Below are 25,509 nucleotides of genomic sequence, written 5' to 3' on the forward strand. Positions count from 1 at the left end.
GATGATGCTGAAGCTGCTGCCGGCGGGTGACGCCCGGCGGGCGGTGATAGAGCGCAGTATCCGGCTGGCGCAGGAGAAATAAGACCCTGACGGCCCGGTGGCGTGGCGCCATCGGGCCTGGCTTGTTACTGTATTCCGCGTGTTTGTAAAAATAGAATGGTCGCCGCGACGCGTGAGCGCACGTTTAGCTTGCGAAGTAGATTACGAATGTGCACCTTAACCGTCTGCTCAGAAATATTCAGTACTGACGCAATCTGTTTGTTAGAAAGCCCCTGCGCCAGCTCATGCAAGACATCTAACTCTCGTTCGGTCAGGATACTAAAGGGATCTTCCTGCGCGCCAAACCGTTCGCGCTCACGCAGATATTCATTGACCCGATCGCTAAAGACTTTACCGCCGTTAGCGCCTTTGCGAATGGCCTCCAGCAGCACTTCCGGATCGCTATCTTTGAGCAGATAACCGTCGGCGCCGGCGTCGATCAGCGCGTAGATGTCGCTGGCGGAATCCGAGACGGTAAGAATAATAATTTGCGCCGTCACACCATCCCGGCGTAGCGCGTTCAGGGTATCTAACCCGCTCAGACCTTTCATATTCAGATCCAGCAGGATCAGATCGGGCTCAATGCGATTCGCCAGATCGATCGCACTCGCCCCGTCACCCGCTTCGGCAACGACATGAAAAGCCGGGTCCAGTTCCAGTAATTGACGAATACCTCGCCGCATAAGTGGATGGTCGTCCACAATAAGCACCTGAAAAGGTGTTACTTCAGGCATGCTGTATCTCCTGAGTTTTATTAGAATGATTATTGTTTTCAGCGCGGAAATCGTCCAGATTTGCCACATTGTCAAGCGCGTAAATTTTACCCTAATTAGTGCATGGGTAAGTAGTAAAACCTGTGACAGGCGAGTAATTAGCTGAACGATAGAAAGGATAAAACAACCCGTTGTGAGAGAAAACAGAATACTCCCTGAAGTTGAATACTGGTCTGGACGCTTTTTTCGGGCAATGTGACATAACAGAAGTGTGGCATATGTTGCTGCGCCCTTGCACCCGTAAGTCCAGACTATCTTTACTGGCAGGAAATTCCTTATTAAAAGTCATAGCGTCTAAAGCTTGTCATTATTAACAAATTATTTTAACTGAATTTATTTATGGTTTTATTAATGTCAATGAAATACATCTGAGCAGAACGAATAAACCGCGACATCTGTTAAATTAAATATTAAGTCAATAGCAGAGGTATTTTTATGCGATAAAGAGATTCTGACGATATTCTTATCATAAATGAAAATGTGGTCAGAAATGAGTGTCATTCACTTATAACTTATCCTGGATGTGCCTGAACAACACTCGCGGCGTTTTGAGCACCCGTTGGGGCGACTCAAGGGGAGAACGTAGTGTGGATGCTATATCAGCCGTTTCTGTGAGCGTAAGCGTGGCGTAGAAAATTTTAAATATGTTAGCCGGTTAAAAATAACTATTGACATTGAAATGGTGGTGGAGTGTATATGAAGAGAATATTTATATATCTATTATTACCTTGTGCATTCGCATGTTCTGCTAATGATAATGTTTTTTTTGGCAAGGGCAACAAGCATCAGATCTCTTTTGCTGCGGGAGAAAGTATAAGAAGAGGAGGGGTTGAGCACTTATATACGGCTTTTCTGACATACAGTGAACCCAGCGATTTTTTCTTTTTACAGGCAAGAAATAATCTGGAGTTAGGAGGATTTAAGGCTAAGGGTAGCGATGATTGCAGTAAACATTCTGGCAGCGTTCCCTGTAATAAATATAACCAGGGCGTATTGGGTATCTCGAAGGATGTGGCGCTGGTTCATTTCGCTGGTATCTATACCGGTATTGGTCTGGGGGCTTATATAAAATCTAAGTCGCGAGATGATATGCGTGTCAATTCTGCATTTACCTTTGGAGAAAAAGCGTTTCTTGGCTGGAACTTTGGGGCTTTTTCTACAGAAGCTTATATCCGGCATTTCTCGAATGGATCACTTACGGATAAAAATTCAGGGCATAATTTTGTAGGTGCTTCAATTAGTTATAATTTCTGAAGTTGAATAACAATTAGCGAGTTGCTGGCTGAAGGAGTAATTAATCACCGTACGTTGTCTACAAAACGTGTTGTGAATAGCCGATCGTTATCGACCCTATGGCGACAGGGAGGCTAATTGTTAGCGACAAAGGCGTGGTAGGCCGTTTACCTTACCAGAACGTTTTATTATTGCTGCGACAGATTGCTTACTCATTTACCTGCCACTGCAAACATTTTTTCCAGTATAGGGTGTAGATGCGCTTTTTCTGTTTTAGTACAAACATGGTTTACGTTATTTGCCTGCATTGACTTTACGTTGACCACTGCACAGGAAAGATGTCCGATCAGTTCATGCAAAATAACGTCTCTGGCATCAGCTAACTTTTTAATTGTAGGCATAAAAAAACCAGCCCTGACAGGCTGGTTTTCAAGGGGAATTTTGGTCGGCAGCTTCATCCGCAGCATCTGCGGAGAGCAGCGCAGGTACGGCGACCACAAAAGCCGGGGAGGCATCAGCCAGCGCGGCGTCGGCTGACACAGCCAGAACGGCGGCAGCCGCCTCGTCATCAGCATCGGAGGCATCCACCCACGCCGCCGCATCTGATACCAGCGCATCACTGGCAGCGCAAAGCAGAGCTGCAGCCGGAGAATTGGCAACCAGAGCCGAAGAGGCCGCGAAACGGGCCGAGGATATCGCAGACGTGATTTCCCTGGAAGATGCAAGCCTGACGAAAAAAGGTATCGTTAAATTAAGCAGTGCCACGGACAGTGACAGCGAAGCGCTGGCGGCCACACCAAAGGCGGTAAAAACCGTTATGGGTGAGGTACGGACCAAAGCGCCGCTGGACAGCCCGGCATTCACTGGAACGCCGACCACACCGACGCCGCCAGGCGATGCTAAAGGGCTTCAGACAACAAACGCGGAGTTTGTCCGCAAACTGATTGCCGCGCTGGTTGGTTCCGTACTGGAGCCACTGGACACCCTGCAGGAACTGGCTGACGCGTTGGGAAATGATCCGAACTTTGCCACCACGGTACTGAATAAACTGGCGGGCAAGCAGCCGTTGGACGAAACCCTGACGGCGCTGTCAGGAAAAAGTGTTGACGGTCTTATCGAATACGTTGGTTTGCGAGAAACCATAAGTCGTGCCGCCGATGCATTACAAAAATCACAGAATGGCGGCGATATTCCGGACAAGGATTTGTTTGTGCGTCGTATCGGTGCCGCGCGAGCGTTTGATGGCGCAGTTATTATCGGCTGTGATGATAATCCGTGGACGACGGCGGAGTTTATCGTCTGGCTGGAGTCTCAGGGCGCATTCAATCACCCTTACTGGATGTGTCGTGGCTCCTGGTCTTACGCTTATAACAAAATCATCACGGATACTGGCTGCGGTAATATCTGTCTCGCTGGCGCAGTGATTGAGGTAATGGGAGTGCGTGGCGCGATGACTATTCGGGTGACAACGTCCCATTCAGTATCTGGTTGGTGATACGTGGGTGACAGCCCCAAGTGTATAAGAAGGAATAATTATGACAGCGGAAAAAAAATAAAAAGAACAAACAGTTTTTAAATATTAAAAATTTCATTCCGTATGCACCGGAACCAGATGACACATTATTCGCCGATGCGGCGTATCTTAAATCAGAGGATGGTCAGGACTGGTATGGGTGCCAGCAATTATTTTCAGCAGACACGCTGAAAATTACCTACGACGATAACGATGTTATTACGTGTATTACGCGTGATGTTTCCGGGCTGTGGCCTGCTGGCCAGAGCGTTGCAGAGTTGCCTGATACGGATGAAAACCGTCGCGCTGATATTCATGCTGCTGGCAGTTTAAAGACGGTAAAGTCGTTCAAAGGGTTTATTCGCCGGAAGAGCTGCGCAGGCAGGCAGAATCGAAAATTGAACGCCCGGGCGTTGATACCGGATGATCTGGTCATCGTGGAAAGCGACCCTGAAAAAATCGACACTTTAGCTGTAAAATGACAGTCCCGCCATCCGGTCATCATAACGGATTTTTCTTCTGCACCTTCTGAAGCCCGCCATGTCAGGACGACCATGAATCCGCCGATAACCTTATTGTGAAATTAAGACCAGGAAGAGATGATGTCTGCCGGACAGATACTATATGTAAATTTATAAAGGTTTTTTGTTATGCCCTTTCATATTGGAAGCGGATGTCTTCCCGCCACCATCAGTAACCGTCGCATTTATCGTATTGCCTGGTCTGATACCCCCCCTGAAATGAGTTCCTGGGAAAAAATGAAGGAATTTTTTTGCTCAACGCACCAGACTGAAGCGCTGGAGTGCATCTGGGCGATTTGTCACCCGCCGGCCGGAACGACGCGGGAGGATACGATCAACAGATTTGAACTGCTCAGGACGCTCGCGTATGCCGGATGGGAGGAAAGCATTCATTCCGGCCAGCACGGGGAAAATTACTTCTGTATTCTGGATGAAGACAGTCAGGAGATATTGTCAGTCACCCTTGATGATGCCGGGAACTATACCGTAAATTGCCAGGGGTACAGTGAAACACATCGCCTCACCCTGGACACAGCACAGGGTGAGGAGGGCACAGGACACGCGGAAGGGGCATCCGGGACATTCAGGACATCCTTCCTCCCTGCCACAACGGCTCCACAGACGCCAGCAGAGTATGATGCTGTCTGGTCAGCGTGGAGAAGGGCTGCACCCGCAGAAGAGTCACGCGGCCGTGCAGCAGTGGTACAGAAAATGCGTGCCTGCCTGAATAATGGCAATGCAGTGCTTAACGTGGGAGAATCAGGTCTTACCACCTTGCCAGACTGTTTACCCGCGCATATTACCACACTGGTTATTCCTGATAATAATCTGACCAGCCTGCCGGCGCTGCCGCCAGAACTGCGGACGCTGGAGGTCTCTGGTAACCAGCTGACTAGCCTGCCGGTGCTGCCGCCAGGACTACTGGAACTGTCGATCTTTAGTAACCCGCTGACCCACCTGCCGGCGCTGCCGTCAGGACTATGTAAGCTGTGGATCTTTGGTAATCAACTGACCAGCCTGCCGGTGTTGCCGCCAGGGCTACAGGAGCTGTCGGTATCTGATAACCAACTGGCCAGCCTGCCGGCGCTGCCGTCAGAATTATGTAAGCTGTGGGCCTATAATAACCAGCTGACCAGCCTGCCGACGTTGCCGTCAGGGCTACAGGAGCTGTCGGTATCTGATAACCAACTGGCCAGCCTGCCGACGCTGCCGTCAGAATTATATAAGCTGTGGGCCTATAATAATCGGCTGACCAGCCTGCCGGCGTTGCCGTCAGGACTGAAGGAGCTGATTGTATCTGGTAACCGGCTGACCAGTCTGCCGGTGCTGCCGTCAGAACTGAAGGAGCTGATGGTATCTGGTAACCGGCTGACCAGCCTGCCGATGCTGCCGTCAGGACTACTGTCGCTGTCGGTCTATCGTAACCAGCTGACCCGCCTGCCGGAAAGTCTCATTCATCTGTCTTCAGAGACAACCGTAAATCTGGAAGGGAACCCACTGTCTGAACGTACTTTGCAGGCGCTGCGGGAGATCACCAGCGCGCCTGGCTATTCAGGCCCCATAATACAATTCGATATGGCGGGAGCCTCCGCCCCCCGGGAAACTCGGGCACTGCACCTGGCGGCCGCTGACTGGCTGGTGCCTGCCCGGGAGGGGGAACCGGCTCCTGCAGACAGATGGCATATGTTCGGACAGGAAGATAACGCCGACGCCTTCAGCCTCTTCCTGGACAGACTGAGTGAGACGGAAAACTTCATAAAGGACGCGGGGTTTAAGGCACAGATATCGTCCTGGCTGGCACAACTGGCTGAAGATGAGGCGTTGAGAGCAAACACCTTTGCTATGGCAACAGAGGCAACCTCAAGCTGCGAGGACCGGGTCACATTTTTTTTGCACCAGATGAAGAACGTACAGCTGGTACATAATGCAGAAAAAGGGCAATACGATAACGATCTCGCGGCGCTGGTTGCCACGGGGCGTGAGATGTTCCGTCTGGGAAAACTGGAACAGATTGCCCGGGAAAAGGTCAGAACGCTGGCTCTCGTTGATGAAATTGAGGTCTGGCTGGCGTATCAGAATAAGCTGAAGAAATCACTCGGGCTGACCAGCGTGACGGCAGAAATGCGTTTCTTTGACGTATCCGGCGTGACGGTTACAGACCTTCAGGACGCGGAGCTTCAGGTGAAAGCCGCTGAAAAAAGCGAGTTCAGGGAGTGGATACTGCAGTGGGGGCCGTTACACAGAGTGCTGGAGCGCAAAGCGCCGGAACGCGTTAACGCGCTTCGTGAAAAGCAAATATCGGATTATGAGGAAACGTACCGGATGCTGTCTGACACAGAGCTGAGACCGTCTGGGCTGGTCGGTAATACCGATGCAGAGCGCACTATCGGAGCAAGAGCGATGGAGAGCGCGAAAAAGACATTTTTGGATGGCCTGCGACCTCTTGTAGAGGAGATGCTGGGGAGCTATCTGAACGTTCAGTGGCGTCGTAACTGATGCACCAGGTGAATGAGGTGCGGTGCGACAAAGATATTCCCGGACGAACAACATCAGACAGTACGGATGATGTACAGGTGAAATAGGGGAGACTTCTTCAGTCAGGGCGCGGCGAAACTTTTTCGATGATAACGCGCCGCGCGCCGGTAGCGAGAAGCCGATGGAAGTACTGGATCACCTGAATGCAAAGAAGGGCTGGGGAAAGCTGTACTTTGCCGGGGAGGGTATCCAGCAACAGTGGGCTATGAAGAGAAACATACTGTCATCCCGATATACCACCCGCTATGAAGACCTGCTTCAGGTTAAGTGACAGGTTTACCCTGATTTTCAAATTTCTGATGTGATGGTGTGCCGCAGCCACATTGTATGCAAGAACGGGCTGCGGCAAACTGGCGATCGTTCGATAGTGCGTGTATTGAATAGTTACCAGTCGTGGCGGATTCTACTGGTTAAGGATGACTAATCAATGTATTTAAGTCATCTGTTCAACTTTTCGCGTTGGAGGGAGCTTGAAGTCAATTTGCAGTGACCTTCGATAGCTATTTCACCATTTGCAAATTGGATATATAAAAAAACCAGCCCTGGCAGGCTGGCTTTTAAGGGGAATTTTGGTCGGCACGAGAGGATTTGAACCTCCGACCCCCGACACCCCATGACGGTGCGCTACCAGGCTGCGCTACGTGCCGACTTGTGGGTGCTAATACTACCTCTTTCCAACGCGAATGCAAGGGGAAACGGTGCTAACTGATTTATAATTAATCAGTTAGCGATAAAACGTTTCTCTTCTGTTAGCACTTGCAGCAGCAGACTGAGCTGCGGCTTCTGATCTTTGATCTTCTCGCCGTGTAAGTCATAGGTCTGATAATGACCGTTATTATTGAGCACCAGGGTCATTTGCGGCGTCGTGATAGCCAGCGTACTGCCGTCTGCCGCCGTTACCCAGTTATGACGACGTGGAACGGTAAAGATGTCCTGGCCCTGTGAATATTCGTTCGCTGGCGTGCTGACATGTAACAGGCGTTGCATCAACGTGGTCATCACATCGGTATGATCGGTAAGCACATTAATACGCTGCGCAGGCGTCCCCGGCCAGTGGATCACCAGCGGTACTTGCAGATGACCTTGCGACCAGTCGAAGCGATTTTCTTCCGGCGTCAACGGTATGCCGCGTCCTGCGGTAATGATCACGACAGTATTCTCGAATTTACCGGCCTCTCGCAGCGCGTTCAGAACCCGATTGATTTGCGCATCCACGTCGCTGGCGGCACTGGCGTAACGCTTAACAAAATTTTTCTGGTTACTGTCATCAATATTAGTACCGTTAAACGATATCCATGAGAACCAGCGGTTATCTTCCTGTGCGTAGCGCCCAAGCCAGTCTATCCACTGGCTGGCCGTTTGCGCATCAGACTGCGTTTGCGCTGCCGGCATCGAGAAATCGGACAGTAATGCCTGACGATAAAGCGGGCTGGCGAAGCCATCCGAAGAAAACAGTCCCAGTTGGTAGCCTTGCTGATTCAACGCGGTAATGAGCGCCGCAGGCGTTCTGGTGGATAACACGCCATCCATATAGCCTGGCGATATGCCATAGAACAGGCCGAAAATACCGTTATCAGTGGTATTCCCTGAACTCATATGACGGGTGAAGTCGATGTTTTGCTCGGCAAATGTAGCCAGCTCCGGCATCTGCTTCTCAAAGCGAGAATAGTTCAGGCCGTCTACGGTAATGAGCAGCACATTCTGACCGGTGCCCATATCGCGATAGTGCAAATTGCTGAGCGGGTACTGAACGGAGACCGCTTCCGGATTGCCTTGCTCTACCAGACGGCGCTGATATTCCTGCGCATCCAGCAGACCGTGTTTTTCAAGAAAACGTCGCGCCGTCATCGGATAAGAGAGCGGCAGGTTTGCCCGCTGCATGGTAATCGGCCGGTAAAAATTAGCATCTGCCCAGATGTAGATAAGATGCGATGCGATAAAGGAGACGAAAAAGAATGCCGCAAGCGGCCTTGCGAAATGGCGACGGCGCGTGAGACTGCGCAGCTTTTGCCAACTCCATGTCGCAAATAGCATCTCAATCAATAAGATAACCGGCACGCTAATAAACATAAGCTGCCAGTCGCGCGCCATTTCGTTCTGGTCAGGGTTGATGACCAGCTCCCAGACAATGGGATTAAGATGCAGGTGGAAACGGGTAAAGACTTCGCTGTCGATAAGCAACAACGTCATACCCGCGGTCGCCAGAATGGCTGATAAAAACCGCATCAGCCGCTGGGACATCACGATAAACGTGAGCGGAAAAAGAATAAGCAAATAGGTGGCGAACACCAGAAAGCTAAAGTGCCCGACAATGCTCAGGTAGGAGTATATGCGACCCGCAAGCGTTGTCGGCCAGTCGGCGACAAACAGGTAACGGCTGCCGAGCAACGTAGCCAACAGTATATTGAACAGAGCGAACCAGTGCCCCCAGCTAACCATCTGGGAGACTTTTTCACGGTAGCGCTGACGATGAGTTACCATACCTGTCGCTTGTTTCTCCGGAGTCGGCTTTTTAGTGCGCGTTGTCTTCGCTAATCGAAGACTGCAAGGCGCGGGCAAAAGAGTTCGCAATCGCCTGGCGTTGAGCCGGCGCCACGCTGGTGTTGATAAGGTTGGTGACCATATTTCCCAGTACCATCAGGGAAAGATCGGTCGGCGCCTTATGTTTTTCCAGTACACTGAGCAGTTCGCTCAGCAGTTGTTCAACATGTTCATCACTATAGCGGGAGAGTTGTGGCATAAATCAAAATCTGTTTGTTCATGAAAGGGCAACATATTACCGTAGCAACAGTTTTTTTTCTGCATTTTTATCCCCTAAATCATTCGCGTTACGGATAACGCCTGAAATGACAGGGCGATTGCTTGCGTCTTCCGGCAGGCGGTGGTTGAATACCGCCCGGTCTTAAAGGAGAGTTTATCATGAGTCTGGATATCAACCAGATTGCCCTGCACCAGCTTATCAAGCGCGATGAGCAAAATCTTGAGCTGGTCTTGCGCGATTCATTGCTGGAGCCGACAACCACCGTTGTCGAGATGGTGGCTGAACTGCATCGGGTCTATAGCGCCAAGAATAAGGCGTATGGCCTGTTTAATGAAGAGAGTGAACTGGCGCAAGCGCTGCGGTTGCAACGTCAGGGGGAAGAAGATTTTCTTGCCTTTAGCCGGGCGGCGACCGGACGCCTGCGTGACGAACTGGCGAAATACCCCTTTGCGGACGGCGGCATTGTATTGTTCTGCCATTATCGCTACCTGGCGGTGGAGTATCTGCTGGTTACGGTACTGAACAACCTGAGCAGTATGCGGGTCAATGAAAATCTGGACATTAACCCGACGCATTATCTTGATATCAATCATGCGGATATCGTGGCGCGTATCGATCTTACCGAGTGGGAAACTAATCCGCAATCGACCCGCTATCTGACGTTCCTGAAAGGTCGGGTAGGGCGCAAGGTTGCTGACTTCTTTATGGATTTCCTCGGCGCCAGCGAAGGGTTGAACGCCAAAGCGCAGAATCGCGGCCTGTTGCAGGCAGTGGATGATTTCACCGCAGAAGCGCAGTTGGATAAAGCGGAACGTCAGAACGTGCGCCAGCAGGTGTACAGCTACTGCAATGAGCAATTACAAGCCGGGGAAGAGATTGAGCTGGAATCGCTGTCTAAAGAGCTTTCCGGCGTCAGTGAAGTCAGCTTCAGCGAATTTACCGCCGAAAAAGGCTATGAGCTGGAAGAGAGCTTCCCGGCAGATCGCAGTACGCTACGCCAGTTAACCAAATATGCCGGCAGCGGCGGCGGGTTAACGATTAACTTTGATGCGATGCTACTGGGCGAGCGGATTTTCTGGGACCCGGCGACCGATACCCTGACTATCAAAGGGACGCCGCCGAATTTGCGCGATCAGTTGCAACGACGCACGTTGGGCGGGAAATAAAGGCATACTACATAAAAGGACGCCGTAGTGAGTAAAGGAATACGTCAGAAGCCGCCTGTTAATTTCAGTTTATTTCGGCAGGTTTTGTATGCGCACATTGTCGCATTTTTGATGATGTTGATGCTCGGCATGGTGTTCACCGTTCTCTCGTTGGTACTGTTTTATACTTATGGCACCAACTGGTTACTGAGCTTGTTCATATGCCCGCTGTTCTTGTTAAGTGGTTTATTCATTACTGGATTTGCTTTTAAATCAACCTGGTCCAGCATACGTTACTATTACGACAAGGGGCAGTTGAAACGGTATGGACTCAATCTTGATGCAACTTTGACGCATAAAGAGAAGGTGGAAATACGCATCGATAATGCAAAGCGTCAAGTGCGTGTAGATGAACTGGAACTCCATGTCTTATTTGATTTTCAGTTTGATAGCAAGACATGGAGCTGCGGCGACTTACTGACCAATGAAAAGGTATTTGATGCGTTGAATGATGGGCAAACGATACCAATACGAATTTTGCCATGGAAACCGGAAAGTGCCAGCGTTCGTCAACGGGCATTATTCAATCGGCTTAAAGGTATGAATACCGCGGCGGAAACTACAGATCCTCGATTAGGGGAGGCGCTAATTGAATGTGGCGAGGTGTAAGAAAGCAGAAAAGCAAAGTGGGTTCTCGTTGCTCTGCATGTCGTCAAATTCAATTAAACGCATAAAAAAACCCCGCCGGGGCGGGGTTTTTCTTCAACTTCCAGGCGATTACGCGCGAACGAAGTCGATGTGAGTCAGCTTCGGTTTGTAAGCGTGACGCTGTACAGCCTGAGCTTTAACTTTTACTTCTTTACCGTCAACAACGAGGGTCAGAACTTCGCTGTAGAATTCAGCTTTAGCTTGCATGTTCATCACCTGGTCGTGGTCCAGTTCGATAGCAATCGGGGCTTCAGAACCGCCGTAGATGATTGCCGGGAACTTGTTAGCGGCGCGCAGGCGGCGGCTCGCACCCTTACCCTGCTCTTTACGTACTTCTGCGTTGATAGTAAACATTTAAATCTCTCTTTAATAATTCCTGCTACAGGCGACCCAGCAACAGGTAAGTGATCTGCTTTGCGTATGCAAAGGCGGGCGGGATTCTATACTCAAATCGCCGTTACATCAATGAAAAGTACAATTAACCACGTAATTCGTGCGCCCGGCGGAAGCGGCCTTCATAGTCGAACACTTTTTCACGCACCTGCCAGTACTGGCCTTTCATCCGCGCGACCACAAAATCGGGATGCCGCAACAGCGCCTGCTGCGCGACAATATCCGCCGCCGTGATCCAGCGTAAAGGAACGCCAGGCGTGCGCGTATGCGGGCGAATAAATAGCTGTTCGAAAGCGGTACGCTGGGCGGGCGTGTGCAAGCGGAAGCGCTCACTGACATCCGCGCCGTCCTCGTCATAGTAAGTGATTTTCAGCCATTCGCCTTTCTCATCCTGCCCATGCTGCATCGTCATTCCGCTACAGCGCAGGACTAACGCATCCTTGAGCCTGAGCGCCGCTTTTAACATATCGTCCGGGTCGACCAGAATAGCGTCACATTCCCGGCAGCGTCGGGCGGCAATATCGTTTTCGGCATTACACTGCGGGCAGTTTTTGAAGCGAAAGCGAAAATCGCACTGCTCGCGATGGCCGTCGTCATCCTCAAACCAGCCCTGGCAGCGACGGCCAAAGTGTTCAATCAGCGTGCCGTCGGCAGTGGTTTTCCCCCAGAAGGTGTTGGCAAAGCCGCAGGCCGGGCAAAATACCTGGACAGGGACGTTATCGCTTTTTCCCTTCGGGCTACCGACCTCCGGGGCATACAGGTCGTGCGGGTTGCCTGCGTAATCAAGAATCAGGCAATCGGTCTTTCCCGGCGCAAGGCGCAGACCACGCCCGACAATTTGTTGGTAAAGACTAACTGACTCGGTGGGACGTAGAATCGCGATGAGATCAACGTGTGGGGCGTCAAAGCCGGTGGTCAGCACCGAGACGTTAACCAGATAGCGAAAACGCTGCGCCTTGAAATTATCAATCAGCGCGTCGCGCTCGGGCCCTGGCGTATCGCCGGTAATCAGCGCCGCGTCGTCCGCCGGAAGCAGACCGACAATCTCTTTCGCATGTTCGACCGTGGCGGCGAAAATCATCACGCCTTTGCGCGTTTGCGCAAATTCCATAATCTGGCTGATGATGTGCGGCGTAATCCGCTGCTGCTTTTTCAGCTCACGGTTCAGGTCGGCTTCGCTGAACAGCCCATTGCTTTGGGCCTGCAGGCGGCTGAAATCGTATTGGACCACTGGCATATCAAGCCGCTCAGGCGGCGTCAGATAGCCGTGTTTAATCATATAGCGCAGCGGCAGTTCATAAATACAGTCGCGAAACAGAGCGTTGTCGTTGCCGCGCACCATACCGTGATAATGAAATTGATAAATCCAGCCTTTTCCGAGGCGAAAAGGCGTGGCGGTGAGCCCAAGCAGACGTAAGTGAGGATTAACTTTACTCAGGTGAGTGAGGATTTGCTGATACTGACTGTCTTCATCGTCACCGATGCGGTGGCATTCATCGACAATCAACAGCGAAAACTCCTCCTGGAAGGCGTCAAGATTACGCGCCACCGACTGTACGCTGCCGAACACGACTTTGCCCTGACTCTCTTTACGTTTGAGTCCGGCGGCGAAAATATCCGCTTCCAGCCCCAGCGCGCAATATTTGGCGTGGTTCTGCGCGACCAGCTCTTTCACATGCGCCAGCACCAGTACCCGTCCGCGGGCGACGCGCGCCAGTTCGGCGATCACCAGGCTTTTACCTGCGCCGGTCGGCAGAACAATCACGGCGGGCGTACGGTGGCGGCGAAAGTGGCTGAGCGTGGCGTCTACGGCTTCTTGCTGGTAGGGGCGGAGTGTAAAAATCATGGTCTCACTACGTTAAACGGTTCCGGGAATAGTATGCCATGAATCATTTCCCTTGAGGGATATAGTTAGCCCGCTATACTGAGCGGATAGCAATTCCCTTTTTTCGGGTAGAATGCCCGATTTCCGTATTATTACAGGCTAAATCACACACATGCGACTTGATAAATTTATCGCTCAGCAGCTTGGCGTCAGCCGCGCTATTGCCGGGCGTGAAATTCGTGGTAACCGCGTTACCGTCGATGGCGACATCATTAAAAATGCGGCCTTCAAACTGCTCCCGGAACATGCGGTTGCGTATGACGGCAATCCCTTAGCGCAGCAACACGGGCCACGCTATTTTATGCTTAACAAGCCGCAGGGATACGTTTGTTCAACCGATGATCCCGATCATCCAACGGTGCTGTATTTCCTGGATGAGCCGGTGGCGTATAAGCTGCATGCCGCAGGACGTCTGGATATCGATACTACCGGTCTGGTGTTAATGACAGATGACGGTCAGTGGTCGCACCGCATTACGTCGCCGCGCCATCACTGTGAAAAAACCTATCTGGTGACCCTGGAGTCGCCGGTGGCCGACGATACGGCAGCGCAATTTGCGAAAGGCGTGCAGTTGCATAATGAAAAAGATCTCACTAAACCCGCTACGCTGGAGGTGATAACGCCTGTGCAGGTCCGGCTGACCATCAGCGAAGGCCGTTATCATCAGGTGAAGCGGATGTTTGCCGCAGTAGGCAATCACGTTGTGGAACTGCACCGCGAACGGATTGGCGCCATTACGCTGGATGAGAATCTGGCTCCCGGCGAGTACCGCCCGTTGACTGAAGAAGAAATCGCCAGCGTCGGCTAACTATCTCGTTAAATTCAGGAGTTCGATGTGACCACCCGGCAGCACTCTTCCTTTGCTATTGTCTTTATTCTTGGCCTGTTGGCCATGTTAATGCCGCTGTCGATTGATATGTATCTTCCAGCGCTGCCGGTGATTTCTGCGCAATTCGGCGTGCCTGCCGGTAGCGCGCAGATGACGCTCAGCACCTATATTCTGGGGTTTGCGCTGGGTCAGCTTATCTATGGACCGATGGCGGATAGCCTCGGGCGTAAGCCGGTCATCCTGGGCGGGACGCTGGTATTTGCCGCTGCGGCGGTCGCCTGTGCGTTGGCGCAGACTATCGATCAACTGATCGTGATGCGTTTTTTCCACGGTTTGGCGGCCGCGGCGGCAAGCGTCGTCATCAATGCGCTGATGCGGGATATTTATCCAAAGGAAGAGTTTTCGCGCATGATGTCATTTGTCATGCTGGTCACTACGATAGCGCCGTTAATGGCGCCCATTGTCGGCGGCTGGGTGTTGGTATGGTTAAGCTGGCACTATATCTTCTGGATACTGGCCATTGCGGCGATTCTGGCGTCAGTCATGATCTTTGCTCTGATTAAAGAGACGCTGCCCGTTGAGCGGCGTCAGCCTTTTCATATTCGTACCACAATAGGTAACTTTGCCGCGTTGTTTCGCCACAAACGCGTACTGAGCTATATGCTGGCGAGCGGGTTTAGTTTTGCCGGTATGTTCTCTTTTTTGAGCGCGGGGCCGTTTGTTTATATCGAAATTAATCATGTTCCGCCGCAGGATTTCGGCTACTACTTCGCGTTGAACATCGTATTTCTGTTTGTGATGACGATTATCAACAGCCGTTTTGTCAGACGGGTAGGGGCGCTAAACATGTTTCGGGCCGGGCTATGGATTCAGTTTGCGATGGCGGTGTGGATGGTTTTCAGCGCGCTGATGGGCATTGGATTCTGGGCGCTGGTGGTTGGCGTTGCGGCGTTTGTCGGCTGTGTGTCGATGGTTTCGTCCAATGCGATGGCGGTCATTTTGGATGAGTTTCCGCATATGGCCGGAACGGCGTCTTCGTTGGCGGGCACTTTCCGCTTTGGTATTGGCGCTATCGTCGGCGCGTTGCTGTCGCTGGCTACCTTTAACAGTGCGTGGCCGATGATCTGGTCGATTGCGCTTTGCGCCGCCTGTTCCATTCTGTTTTATCTCTACGCCAGCCGTCCCAAAAAACGGTGACGGGCGCGCTGTCCCTCAATGGCGCCGAAGAATGCGCAGGCGGCGTTGGGGGATGCTATCCGCTACACGATGGCAAAGCCAAACGGCTTTCATAGTTGATGTATATCAATTACCAATTCATCATTTTCCTCCTTTATGTTTATTTTATGTAAAATCCATTTATGTAAAAAGTCACATCATTGTAGTTAAAAAGGTTGAGTTAGATCGCAGAAACGGGTACATATAGCCCGCCGCTATCTCCGTGTCGGTAAAACTATTTTAACTCCCGCTTGCTGTAGAGCCACTGACGGAGAGAAGGGCGTTAGCAATCTGTTTAAGGACGGGTTGTCAATGATGTGTTAATATAAATGTAAGTAAATTGTGAAGTAATTGTGCTTCCGGGGAAAGAAAGTGAATACATTACAGCTCTCAATTGTTCACCGTCTGCCGCAAAACTATCGCTGGTCGGCGGGTTTTGCGGGGTCAAAGGTTGAACCGATTCCGCAAAACGGGCAGAGCACCGAGAATAGTCTGGTGGCGCTTAAACTGTTGAGTCCGGCAGGCGATAGCGCGTGGTCAGTGATGCATAAGCTCAGCCAGGCGCTAAGCGATATTGAAGTTCCTTGCTCCGTGCTGGAATGCGAAGGGGAACCGTGCCTGTTCGTTAATCGTCAGGATGAGTTTGCCGCCACCTGTCGGCTGAAAAATTTCGGCGTGGCGATAGCGGAACCTTTTTCTAACAATAATCCTTTTTAGGCGTCAGCTTAACGCGAGTAGCTGACGCGTATAGGCCTGTTGCGGTGCGGTAAACACGCGCTCGCATTGCCCCTGTTCAACCACCTCCCCCTGCCGCAGCACGATAACCTGATGGCACAGCGCGCGTACTACATGCAGATCGTGGCTAATGAAGATATAGGCCAGACGGTGTTTTTGCTGGAGCGATTTCAGGAGGGCAAGAATCTGCGCCTGAACGGTTTTATCCAGCGATGAGGTCGGTTCATCCAGAATAATAAGCGACGGCTTTAAAATCAGCGCCCTGGCGACGGCGATACGTTGACGCTGGCCGCCGGAAAACTCAGCGGGGTAACGATGCCGCGTTTCCGGGTCCAGGCCGACTTCCATCATGACCGCTTTCACCTGCTGTTCTCGCTGCGCGCCTGAAAGCGTAGGCTGGTGGACGCGCAGGCCTTCTTCGATAATTTGCAACACGTTTAAACGCGGGTTTAGCGATGAGTTCGGGTCCTGGAATACGACCTGGATACGGTGGCGAACAGGTAAAAGCTGGCGGCGGTTTAACGTATCCAGCGATTGACCGTCAAACACGATGCGGCCTTCGGAGCGGATAAGCCGTAACAGCGCCAGACCGGTGGTGCTTTTTCCCGATCCTGACTCGCCGACCAGACCCAGCGTTTCGCCTGGATGCAGGGTGAAACTGATATTGTTAACCACCACATTATGATCCACGACGCGCTTCAGAATGCCTTTGCGGATTGGGAAGGCGACGCGCAGCTTGTCCACTTCCAGCAACGGCGCCTGCCCGGCGGGGAGCGGAACCGGATCGCCAGTGGGTTCGCTGTTGAGTAGTTTTTGCGTGTACGGATGGGTCGGCGCGGAGAGCAGCGTGTCGGCGCGTTGGTTCTCTACGCACTTGCCGTGTTGCATTACCGCCACTGAATCCGCCAGTTTTTTTACAATGCTGAGGTTATGGGTGATAAACAGCAATCCCATATTGAGCTCACGCTGGAGTTCCCGCAGTAGAGATAAGATCTGCGCCTGTACGGAGACGTCGAGGGCGGTGGTCGGCTCATCGGCGATCAGTAATTCCGGCCGTGTTAACAGCGCCATGGCTATCATGACGCGCTGGCGTTCGCCGCCGGAAAGCTGATGCGGATAATCGCGCAGACGCTGGCTCGCCTGGCGGATACCGACCCGATCCAGACAACCGATCATCTCCGCCCTTGCCGCCTCCCGACGCATTCCCCGATGGAGCGACAGCACTTCATAGAGCTGTTTTTCCAGCGTATGCAGCGGGTTAAGTGAAACCATCGGTTCCTGAAAAATCATGGCGATTTTATTGCCGCGCACGCCGCGTAGCGTCTGCTCGCTGGCATGAAGCAATGATTCGCCGTGAAAGCGAATATCGCCGGAGAGGTAGACAGCGGGAGGGGTAGGCAAAAGACGCAGAATGGAAAGCGCCGTCACGCTTTTTCCTGACCCGGACTCGCCGACCAGCGCCAGCGTTTCCCCGGCGTTCACCTGTAACGAAATGGCGTTAACGACAGGGCGCACGTGCTGTTGCTGACGGAAACCTACCGATAAATTTTCAATCGCAAGCAATGGAGATGTCATCTTATACCGCCTTAGCAGGATCAAAGGCGTCGCGTACCGCTTCGCCGATAAAAATCAGCAGCGATAGCAGAATGGCGACAGACAGAAAGGCGGCGATCCCCAGCCAGGGAGCCTGTAAGTTGTTTTTCCCCTGTAAAAGAAGTTCGCCAAGAGAAGGGGAGCCAAGCGGCAGACCGAATCCCAGAAAATCCAGCGACGTCAGGGTGGTGATGGAGCTACATAAAATGAACGGTAAAAATGTCAGGGTAGCGACCATCGCATTAGGCAACATATGGCGCAGGATAATGTCCCGATCGCTGACGCCAAGCGCCTGCGCGGCGCGGATATAGTCAAAATTGCGGGTCCGTAAAAACTCGGCGCGCACCACGCCCACCAGACTCATCCAGCCAAACAGTACGGTTATGGCCAGCAGCCACCAGAAGTTAGGCTGCACTACGCTGGAAAGTAAAATAATCAGAAACAGGGTCGGCATCCCCGACCAGACTTCGATGAGACGTTGCCCCCATAAATCGACTTTGCCGCCATAATAGCCCTGTAGCGCGCCCGCCAGTACGCCCATGACGCTGGAGCAAATCGTTAACATCAGGCCGAATAAAATAGAAATGCGGGTGCCGTACAGGATGCGGGCGAAAACGTCGCCGCCATTCGCATCGGTGCCCAGCCAGTTTTTCGCCGAAGGCGGGGAGGGGAAAGGCTGCGTGGTGGCAAAATTAATGGTATTGGCACCAAAGCGTACGGGGGCCCACAACACCCAGCCCCGATTCTCAAGCTGCCGTTGTAGCCAGGGGTCCTGATAATCCGCCGTTGTCGCCAGCGGGCCGCCGAAATCGCGCTCGCTGTAATTTTTTACCAGCGGAAAATACCACTGGCCTTCATAGCGCACCAGCAATGGCTTATCGTTAGCAATCAGTTCCGCGCATAAGCTCAGGCTGAACATGATCAGGAAAATCCATAGTGACCAGTAGCCCCGGCGATTATGGCGGAAACGCGCCCAGCGGGCCTGATTGACCGGGCTTAATCGCGGCATTATCGTCCCTCAAAATCAATGCGTGGATCGACCAGCGTATAGCTGATATCGCTCAGGATATTCAGTAATAAGCCAATCAGGGTAAAGATATAAAGCGTGCCGAACATCACCGGATAGTCGCGCGAAACGGTTGCTTCATAACCCAGCAGCCCCAGGCCGTTGAGTGAAAACATGACTTCAATTAGCAGCGAGCCGGTGAAAAACATACTGATAAAAGTGGCGGGAAACCCGGCGATCACCAGCAGCATGGCGTTACGAAAAACATGTTTCCAGAGAATGTTTTTTTCACTCACGCCTTTAGCGCGAGCGGTAACGACATACTGTTTACGCACCTCGTCGAGAAACGAATTTTTCGTCAGCATCGTCAGGGCGGCAAAACCGCCGATGACGGTCGCCAACACCGGTAGCGTAATATGCCACAAATAATCGGTGATTTTCTGGTACCACGGTAACGTGTCAAAGTTGGCGGAGACCAGGCCACGTAGCGGAAAGATATCGTAGTAGCTGCCGCCGGCAAAAAAGACGATTAATAAAATAGCGAACAGAAAGGCGGGGATCGCATAACCGATAATGATAAACGCGCTGCTCCACACATCAAAGCGACTGCCGTTATGGACGGCTTTGCGGATCCCCAGCGGGATAGACACCAGATAAATAATCAGCGTGCTCCATAATCCCAGGGTAATGGAGACGGGAAGACTATCTTTGATCAGCGTCAGCACGGATGCGCTGCGAAACAGACTGTCGCCGAAGTCAAAAGAGAGATAGTCCCGTAGCATCTTGAAATAACGCTCATGCAGCGGTTTGTCGAAGCCGTAGCGATGGGTGATCTCCGCGATCACCTCCGGATCGAGTCCCCGGCCGCCGCGATAATGGCTGTCGCTGATATTGCCGACGCCGGTTTGCGCATGACTGGCGCGAACGCCTTCGCCGCTGGCGCCGGGCAACGCGCCGCCCTGGCCAAATTCAATCGCGGCAATCGCCTGATCGACAGGGCCGCCGGGAGCGATCTGCACGATAAAAAAGTTAATGGTAATAATGGCCCATAGCGTGGGGATTACCAGTAACAGACGGCGGATAAGATAGGCGCCCATTGATTCTTACTACCTCCTGGCTGCCGGTAGTTTGGCGGCTTTGTTGACATCATACCACCAGGTATCTAACCCAATGGTATATACCGGGCGAGTCGCCGGATGGGAAAATTTATCCCACCAGGCGAGCCTGTCTTGCGCCATATACCACATCGGCAGCATGTAATAGTTCCAGGTCAGCACGCGATCCAGCGCCCGTCCCAGTGGCACCAGTTTCGCTTTATCACCCTGCGCTGCGATAATTTGCGCGATCAGTTTATCCACCACCGGGCTTTGTACGCCGGGAGCGTTATAACTGGAGTCAATGTATTCCGACGCCCATGAGATTTGTAGATCGGAGCTGGGCCAGGGCATCGCCCGCCATAGCCTCGGCATCATGTCATAGTCGCGGCTACGCATCCGGTTGGTGAGTTGAGAATTATCAACCTGACGGATAGTCATCGTAATGCCCAGACGCTGAAGATTATGCTGGAAGGGCAGAACCCACTGGCTATTACTGCTGGCAGGAAGGAGAAGTTCAAACGTCAGGGGCTTACCGGTGACGCTATTGACCCGTTGCTGTCCGTTGATCACCCATCCGGCCTGCGTCAACAAGGCGTCAGCTTTAAGAAGATTTTCGCGATCGTAGCCGTCGCCGTTAGAGACCGGCGGCTGATAGATCTGAGTGAAGACTTCAGGAGGAAGATCTTTTTTCATCGGCGCGAGTAATACCAGCTCATCGGCGTCAGGGTAATTTCTGGCGGCGTACTCGGTATTCTGGAAGTAACTGTTGGTTCGGCTCCAGGCATTATAGAACAGCGCTTTATTCATCCACTCAAAATCGAAGGCCAGGGTGACAGCTTCACGTACCCGCCGGTCTTTAAATACCGGGCGCTGAATGTTAAAGGCCAGCCAGCGTGTGTCCTGCGCCGACTCGTTTTTCTGCTCTTCTTTAATGATGTAATGATTATCGAAATTTTTACCGATGTAGCGCGTTGCCCAGTTTTTAGCGTCGTTTTCCAGCCGTAGATCAAATGCGCCCGCTTTAAACGCCTCGAAAGCGACATTGTCATCAAGGTAGTAATCGTAGCGGATAGTGTCGAGGTTAAAACGTCCACGATTGACCGGCAGATTAGCCGCCCAGTAGTTTTTGACGCGTGAATAGACAATGTACTGGCCCATTTTCCACTGAGTAATCCGGTATGGCCCGCTGGCTAAGGGCGGCGTTGAAAGCGGATCGCTGAGCTTGTGATTTTTCCAAAATTTTTCGGGCATGATCGGTAATGAAAACAGACTAAGCATGTCTTCTTTACCAGGCTTCGCCAGCTCAATTCGCACGGTTAAAGGCGCAATCGCCTTCACGGTAGTACCTTTATAGACCAGACGGAACTGCGGTACGCCTTCGGTCATAAACTTATGAAAGGTAAAGGCCACATCGCGGGCGGTAATGGGCGTGCCATCGTGAAAACGAGCGCGGGGATTAATCGAGATTTCCACCCAGGAATAGTCGGCGGCATAGCGGGCATGGTCGGCAATCAGCGGGTAATAGCTTCCGGGTTCATCATCCGAGGTGGTAAAAAGCGTATCGTAAAGGGCTTCGGTACGTACGCCGGGATTGCCGCGCAGCGAATAGCGATTGAAATTATCGAACGTACCAATGGCGGAAAGCGTCATCTGACCGCCTTTCGGCGCAGCAGGATTTACATAATCAAAGTGATCAAAGTTAAAAGCATACTTAGGTTCGCCGAGTACGGCGAAAGCGTAGCTTTCTTTGATTTCCTGGGCCTGGGCGCCAGCGCTAACCAGTGCGACAAGCAGAAGCATTACGCGCGCAATCATCTGAAGGCGGTTTCCTTATCGTATTGCCCGCTGCAAACCGGCAGGCGTTTCGCTGAATAATAAGTGACGTTGCGTCTGATGTGAATCCGTTAAAACCGTAAGGGGACTACCATTCAGGCACGGAAGGCGCCGACATCCACAGCACGAAATCTTTAAGGGGTAAAGGACGGCTAATCCAGTACCCCTGCAAGTAATTAACACCGTGATCGCGTAGCCAACGGGCCTGCTCCGGCGTTTCAACGCCCTCGGCCACCGTCAGCATATTCAGGCGTCTGGAGAGCGTCAGCACGGTATCCAGAACCGGCGACGTGACGGTTTCCGTGCCGATCGCCTGGATAAAGCCGCGATCGATTTTCAGATAATCTAAAGTAAATCGCTCCAGATAAATCAGGGCGCTATGGCCTGTACCGAAATCATCTATAGCGATTTCAAACCCGGCGGAATGCAGCCATTCGAACAGTTTGGCCGCTTCATACTGCTGGAGCATATCGCGTTCAGTGATTTCCAGCACGATATGAAAATGGTGCGCGGGCAGGGCGTCCCTGAGCCGGTGCATATCCTCTTTAAAACTGTCGCTGTGCAGATGTTCCGGCGCGATGTTAATGCCAAATTTGGCACCGACGGGCATCACCTTCTGTAGCGTGGGTGCGTCGCGGGCGATCAGCTCGAACAGATGCTGCGTTAACGGTACGATAAGTTGCTGCGCTTCGGCATAGTGGATAAAGGCATCCGGCGGAATCTCTCCTGCCGTAGGGTGACGCCAGCGCAGTAAGACTTCAAGCCCGGTGACGCTCAGCGTACGAGTATCGACGACGGGCTGATAAACCACATAAAACTGCTCGTGTTTGATCGCCGTTAAAATCTCTTTGCCCGGTCGCGTCCGGAGGGCATAGATAAAGTAACAGATAAACCCTGCTACGATGCCGCTAATGCAGCCCAGCATCAACGCATACCACAAGTCATTGTAGGTCCAGCTATCGGCATAAAGCTGTATTTTAAGCGGCAGGCCGTTGATAGTTGCCTGTCGTGATGGCGTGCCCGGCAGCTCCGCGACGGTCAGCAGACGCGAAGAAAAGGTCGACAGCGCGGTATTGCCGACAATCAGCGCGATGCCGTTAAAATCGTCCTGGCGCGTGGTATAGAGTAAGTAGGGCGTCAGGTTAATATTCAGCGATGTGAATACGCCGCTGTCATTTAATAATGGGTTTCGATACCAAATCACCATTGTCGGTTTGTTGGGCATCATTGGCGTGCCGGGCAGAATCGCCATAGCAACGTCTTTGCGGATATCTATATCCGGCACCAATTGCTGAAGCGGCATATTCATGGCGCCAGTGGCGGAAGAGCAGAACACTTTTTTATCTTTAATCAATAAGAAGGCGCGGACATTAAGGCTAAAAGCGGCTCTTGAGGTGAGTTCTGCGCCAACCTGCTGACAGGTGTTGATCGTCAACGGCTGAAGAATATCGGTGGTGGCTTTCAGGTCGGCGAAATAGCTGGCCAGGTAATGTTGTACATCAGAAAGGAGCGTATTGTATTTAACATCCCGTTTATGCCACGACAGGAAAAATTGCAGGCTACCTATAAGTAATGCTGCCGCCATCCCCGTAATGATACAGGTAAGCAGGATTTTCCGACCGGAAGAGGAGTCGCGTGTAAGCATAATTCCTGGTGTGACCTGAAAAGGCGGATGCCGGTTAAACTGGTTGATTTATAAGACTATAGCCTGGATTACCCCGGATAGTCATGCTTTTCTGTGATGCGCAGGAAAGCGTATTGTCGCAGTAGGCGTTGGGGGAAACGACCTGAATGCCTGATGGCGCTATGTTTATCAGGCCTATGTTCGTGTGTTGTAGGCTGGATAAGAGGCGACACGTCGCTATTCGGTAAAACGGGTTCAGAAGGGATAATAAGCAAAAGCACTGCTGAAGCAGTGCTTTTTATGTCGTCTCATCAGGTAAGCCAAGGGAGGTGCTGCCTGATGAAGATTAACTGCGGCTCAGAACTCGACGCGCTTCATTGTAGCGTTTTTTCCAGTACGGTTCGTTCATACTGGAGATAATGACGCCGCTACTGGTAGACGCATGGACAAACTGGTTATTGCCGATATAAATACCGACATGGCGACCAGTGGAGCCGGCGCGGAACAGAACCAGATCGCCCGTACGCAGGTTATTGCGTGAAACTGCTTTGCCCATTTCCTGCTGTTCATAGGTTGAACGCGGAAGCTCTAAACCAAACTGTTCACGGAAGGTGCGCTGTACAAAGCTGGAACAGTCGACGCCTTTCTTAGTGCTGCCGCCCAGGCGGTAACGCACGCCTTTCCAGTCAGCATACTGATCCATAATCCGCGACTTAACGTCGAGGTTACGCACCATATTTTCAAATTCATCCTGAGAGGCTTGCAGTGAAGAGCTATCGCTATTGCCCACAGCATGCGTCTCAGAATGCATATTCTTTGCGGTATTGGTGGTTGTGCTACAAGCAGAAAGCAGAACCGCAACTGCAATCGCAGGAATCCCGCGCAAAATATATCTCAAAATCGGTTGAGATTTGACCATGTTGTTTGTTTTCCCTTGAAGTCCTTAACGATAAATATCGTTATAAAAATGCCAAACGTGATGAGACTAATTACCTGCACAGCTTGAGACAATTCTTTGTGCACAAATCTGTGGCGGAACGCACAAATTTATTCGCAATGAGAATAATTATCTGGCGAGGCAAAACGAGTTTGAGATTACCCGATTGTTGCTGTCATTGCGAGCGATTTCGCGTGATTTTTTATAAGAATTTATGATACGAAAAGTGAACTATCAGCACGGGTCAAATTAAGCGCAAATCGTTTAAAAATCGGGCAAACTGTTCATTTTGCAGAGGAATAATATGACCGAAAAATGATGGGCTGGGGGAATATCATCATAAATTACCTTCAACGATGTAAAACTATCGCTGAAGGTAATGTTAATTACATAGGTTATTTGTTTAAAATTTGTTTATTTCCGCCCGGGAGATAATTCTCAAAAAGCGCTATCGCCCGGTCGCTGAGCGGGGTCATCAGCCACCAGGGGAGGCCAATCAAAATAACCGTGAGTGACCCGACCACAATATCGGTGAACCAGTGAGCGCCAATCATAACGCGCGGAAACGCGAAAACCACAAATATAATAAGGGCGATAATCCCCGCAGTTTTGCCGAAATAACGCAGCATAAAGGCGGAAAATATCAGCAGCATCATACCGTGATCGCCTGGGAAACTGTCTTTTGACGCGTCTTTTGTCGGGATGTGCAGCAACTCGCTGACGCGATAAATATGCTCAAAAGAGAGCGTTGGGCTGGCGCGCTTGACGGGGATCAGCGCCTGACCGAGTTGGTTAAGCACCACCGCTGTTAGCAGCATGACCAATCCGATTATCACAATGCGCCGCCGGCCCGATGCGTTTTCTTTTAGCCAGAAACTGAGCATCAGTCCGCCCATCGCCAGCAGCGAACAGCCGTCAAACGCCCGATTATTGGTAATAGCGACCCACCAGAGGAACGCGTGGCTTTCCACCAGTTTCTGGTTAAAGAAGTGGAATATGCCGGAATCAATGGTGAACCAGAAACCGTGATTGACGGGAAGATACCATGACAAAAACAGCGCCAGACCGGCGGCATTAAGCAGAATTATCAAGGAATAGCGGGTTTTCATCGTCATTTCGCCATAGTTTTTAAAC

21 protein-coding genes, 1 tRNA gene and 3 pseudogenes are annotated in these 25,509 nt (G+C 51.6%); 10 read left to right on the plus strand and 15 right to left on the minus strand.

What is annotated here, in order from left to right; genetic code table 11:
• Nucleotides 1-82, plus strand: a pseudogene (locus HV477_RS28505) (hypothetical protein); the annotation flags it as partial.
• Between the two features lie 43 nt (nucleotides 83-125).
• Here the strand turns inward: HV477_RS28505 and narP are convergent.
• On the minus strand, nucleotides 126-773 hold the full coding sequence (gene narP / locus HV477_RS19465; protein ID WP_001115497.1) for a nitrate/nitrite response regulator protein NarP: 648 nt from the start codon (nucleotides 771-773) through the stop codon (nucleotides 126-128).
• A 729-nt stretch (nucleotides 774-1,502) separates the two neighbouring features.
• Between narP and pagL the strand changes: the two genes are divergently transcribed.
• Nucleotides 1,503-2,066: a lipid A 3-O-deacylase PagL gene (gene pagL, locus HV477_RS19470; protein WP_000281877.1), complete on the plus strand. Its 564-nt coding sequence runs from the start codon at nucleotides 1,503-1,505 to the stop codon at nucleotides 2,064-2,066.
• Nucleotides 2,067-2,257: 191 nt separating this feature from the next.
• Here the strand turns inward: pagL and HV477_RS19475 are convergent, their stop codons facing one another.
• Both HV477_RS19475 and HV477_RS19480 read right to left on the minus strand, forming a co-directional pair.
• Nucleotides 2,258-2,446, minus strand: coding sequence for a hypothetical protein (locus tag HV477_RS19475; protein ID WP_001142121.1), 189 nt, complete (start codon nucleotides 2,444-2,446; stop codon nucleotides 2,258-2,260).
• Nucleotides 2,447-2,474: 28 nt separating this feature from the next.
• Entirely contained in the window at nucleotides 2,475-2,633 is a 159-nt protein-coding gene (locus HV477_RS19480) for a hypothetical protein (protein ID WP_000340080.1), read from the minus strand.
• On the opposite strand from HV477_RS19480, the pseudogene HV477_RS19485 reads away from it, so the two are divergent.
• The 3 genes and pseudogenes from HV477_RS19485 to HV477_RS19500 form a co-directional block, all read left to right on the plus strand.
• Nucleotides 2,593-3,273: pseudogene (locus HV477_RS19485) on the plus strand (phage tail protein); the annotation flags it as partial. The gene HV477_RS19480 and the pseudogene HV477_RS19485 overlap by 41 nt on opposite strands.
• A 935-nt stretch (nucleotides 3,274-4,208) precedes the next feature.
• Entirely contained in the window at nucleotides 4,209-6,575 is a 2,367-nt protein-coding gene (sspH2, locus tag HV477_RS19495) for an SPI-2 type III secretion system effector E3 ubiquitin transferase SspH2 (protein WP_079828356.1), read from the plus strand.
• An 87-nt stretch (nucleotides 6,576-6,662) separates the two neighbouring features.
• Nucleotides 6,663-6,885, plus strand: a pseudogene (locus tag HV477_RS19500) (DUF4113 domain-containing protein); the annotation flags it as partial.
• 299 nt (nucleotides 6,886-7,184) lie between these two features.
• Here HV477_RS19500 and HV477_RS19505 read toward each other — a convergent pair.
• The 3 genes from HV477_RS19505 to HV477_RS19515 form a co-directional block, all read right to left on the minus strand.
• Nucleotides 7,185-7,261, minus strand: a tRNA-Pro gene (locus tag HV477_RS19505).
• Between the two features lie 73 nt (nucleotides 7,262-7,334).
• Nucleotides 7,335-9,095 carry an LPS biosynthesis-modulating metalloenzyme YejM gene (gene yejM / locus HV477_RS19510; protein WP_001625086.1) on the minus strand — a complete coding sequence of 587 codons (1,761 nt, stop codon included), beginning with the start codon at nucleotides 9,093-9,095 and terminating at the stop codon, nucleotides 7,335-7,337.
• A gap of 31 nt (nucleotides 9,096-9,126) precedes the next feature.
• Nucleotides 9,127-9,354, minus strand: coding sequence for a YejL family protein (locus HV477_RS19515; RefSeq protein ID WP_001135904.1), 228 nt, complete (start codon nucleotides 9,352-9,354; stop codon nucleotides 9,127-9,129).
• Nucleotides 9,355-9,533: 179 nt separating this feature from the next.
• On the opposite strand from HV477_RS19515, the gene yejK reads away from it, so the two are divergent.
• Nucleotides 9,534-10,541 (plus strand): nucleoid-associated protein YejK, encoded by a 1,008-nt coding sequence (yejK, locus tag HV477_RS19520; RefSeq protein WP_000050805.1) that lies wholly within the window; start codon nucleotides 9,534-9,536, stop codon nucleotides 10,539-10,541.
• Nucleotides 10,542-10,568: 27 nt separating this feature from the next.
• Complete coding sequence (locus HV477_RS19525) at nucleotides 10,569-11,189, plus strand: hypothetical protein (protein ID WP_000033426.1); 621 nt, start codon at nucleotides 10,569-10,571, stop codon at nucleotides 11,187-11,189.
• 108 nt (nucleotides 11,190-11,297) lie between these two features.
• On the opposite strand, the gene rplY is transcribed toward HV477_RS19525, so the two are convergent.
• Nucleotides 11,298-11,582, minus strand: coding sequence for a 50S ribosomal protein L25 (gene rplY / locus HV477_RS19530; protein ID WP_000494192.1), 285 nt, complete (start codon nucleotides 11,580-11,582; stop codon nucleotides 11,298-11,300).
• A gap of 124 nt (nucleotides 11,583-11,706) precedes the next feature.
• Nucleotides 11,707-13,467 (minus strand): DEAD/DEAH box helicase, encoded by a 1,761-nt coding sequence (locus tag HV477_RS19535; protein WP_000578121.1) that lies wholly within the window; start codon nucleotides 13,465-13,467, stop codon nucleotides 11,707-11,709.
• 151 nt (nucleotides 13,468-13,618) lie between these two features.
• Here HV477_RS19535 and rsuA point away from each other — a divergent pair, with 151 nt between their 5' ends.
• From rsuA to HV477_RS19550, 3 genes are all read left to right on the plus strand, one after another.
• Complete coding sequence (gene rsuA, locus HV477_RS19540; RefSeq protein ID WP_001234835.1) at nucleotides 13,619-14,314, plus strand: 16S rRNA pseudouridine(516) synthase RsuA; 696 nt, start codon at nucleotides 13,619-13,621, stop codon at nucleotides 14,312-14,314.
• 27 nt (nucleotides 14,315-14,341) lie between these two features.
• Nucleotides 14,342-15,532, plus strand: a complete 1,191-nt coding sequence (locus tag HV477_RS19545) for a Bcr/CflA family multidrug efflux MFS transporter (RefSeq protein ID WP_000213347.1) — start codon at nucleotides 14,342-14,344, stop codon at nucleotides 15,530-15,532.
• Between the two features lie 390 nt (nucleotides 15,533-15,922).
• Nucleotides 15,923-16,267, plus strand: a complete 345-nt coding sequence (locus HV477_RS19550) for a YejG family protein (RefSeq protein WP_001094639.1) — start codon at nucleotides 15,923-15,925, stop codon at nucleotides 16,265-16,267.
• Nucleotides 16,268-16,270: 3 nt separating this feature from the next.
• Here the strand turns inward: HV477_RS19550 and yejF are convergent, their stop codons facing one another.
• The 7 genes from yejF to HV477_RS19585 all read right to left on the minus strand — a co-directional run bounded on the left by yejF (nucleotide 16,271) and on the right by HV477_RS19585 (nucleotide 25,490).
• The gene (yejF, locus tag HV477_RS19555) at nucleotides 16,271-17,860 is read right to left on the minus strand and encodes a microcin C ABC transporter ATP-binding protein YejF (RefSeq protein ID WP_000203612.1); all 1,590 of its coding nucleotides are present in this window, start codon (nucleotides 17,858-17,860) and stop codon (nucleotides 16,271-16,273) included.
• Nucleotide 17,861: 1 nt separating this feature from the next.
• Complete coding sequence (locus HV477_RS19560) at nucleotides 17,862-18,887, minus strand: ABC transporter permease (RefSeq protein ID WP_001137747.1); 1,026 nt, start codon at nucleotides 18,885-18,887, stop codon at nucleotides 17,862-17,864.
• Nucleotides 18,887-19,981 (minus strand): microcin C ABC transporter permease YejB, encoded by a 1,095-nt coding sequence (locus HV477_RS19565; RefSeq protein ID WP_000501623.1) that lies wholly within the window; start codon nucleotides 19,979-19,981, stop codon nucleotides 18,887-18,889. The genes HV477_RS19560 and HV477_RS19565 overlap by 1 nt, the downstream gene beginning before the upstream one ends.
• A 9-nt stretch (nucleotides 19,982-19,990) precedes the next feature.
• Nucleotides 19,991-21,796: an extracellular solute-binding protein gene (locus tag HV477_RS19570; RefSeq protein ID WP_023236975.1), complete on the minus strand. Its 1,806-nt coding sequence runs from the start codon at nucleotides 21,794-21,796 to the stop codon at nucleotides 19,991-19,993.
• A 106-nt stretch (nucleotides 21,797-21,902) separates the two neighbouring features.
• Nucleotides 21,903-23,459: a cyclic di-GMP phosphodiesterase gene (locus HV477_RS19575; protein ID WP_000957763.1), complete on the minus strand. Its 1,557-nt coding sequence runs from the start codon at nucleotides 23,457-23,459 to the stop codon at nucleotides 21,903-21,905.
• A gap of 325 nt (nucleotides 23,460-23,784) precedes the next feature.
• Nucleotides 23,785-24,357 carry a bifunctional murein DD-endopeptidase/murein LD-carboxypeptidase gene (gene mepS, locus HV477_RS19580; RefSeq protein WP_000241015.1) on the minus strand — a complete coding sequence of 191 codons (573 nt, stop codon included), beginning with the start codon at nucleotides 24,355-24,357 and terminating at the stop codon, nucleotides 23,785-23,787.
• Between the two features lie 413 nt (nucleotides 24,358-24,770).
• Nucleotides 24,771-25,490 carry a phosphatase PAP2 family protein gene (locus HV477_RS19585; RefSeq protein WP_000178095.1) on the minus strand — a complete coding sequence of 240 codons (720 nt, stop codon included), beginning with the start codon at nucleotides 25,488-25,490 and terminating at the stop codon, nucleotides 24,771-24,773.
• Nucleotides 25,491-25,509: the final 19 nt, after the last annotated feature.

This window comes from Salmonella sp. SG203, assembly GCF_013350575.1.
Lineage (GTDB): Bacteria > Pseudomonadota > Gammaproteobacteria > Enterobacterales > Enterobacteriaceae > Salmonella > Salmonella enterica.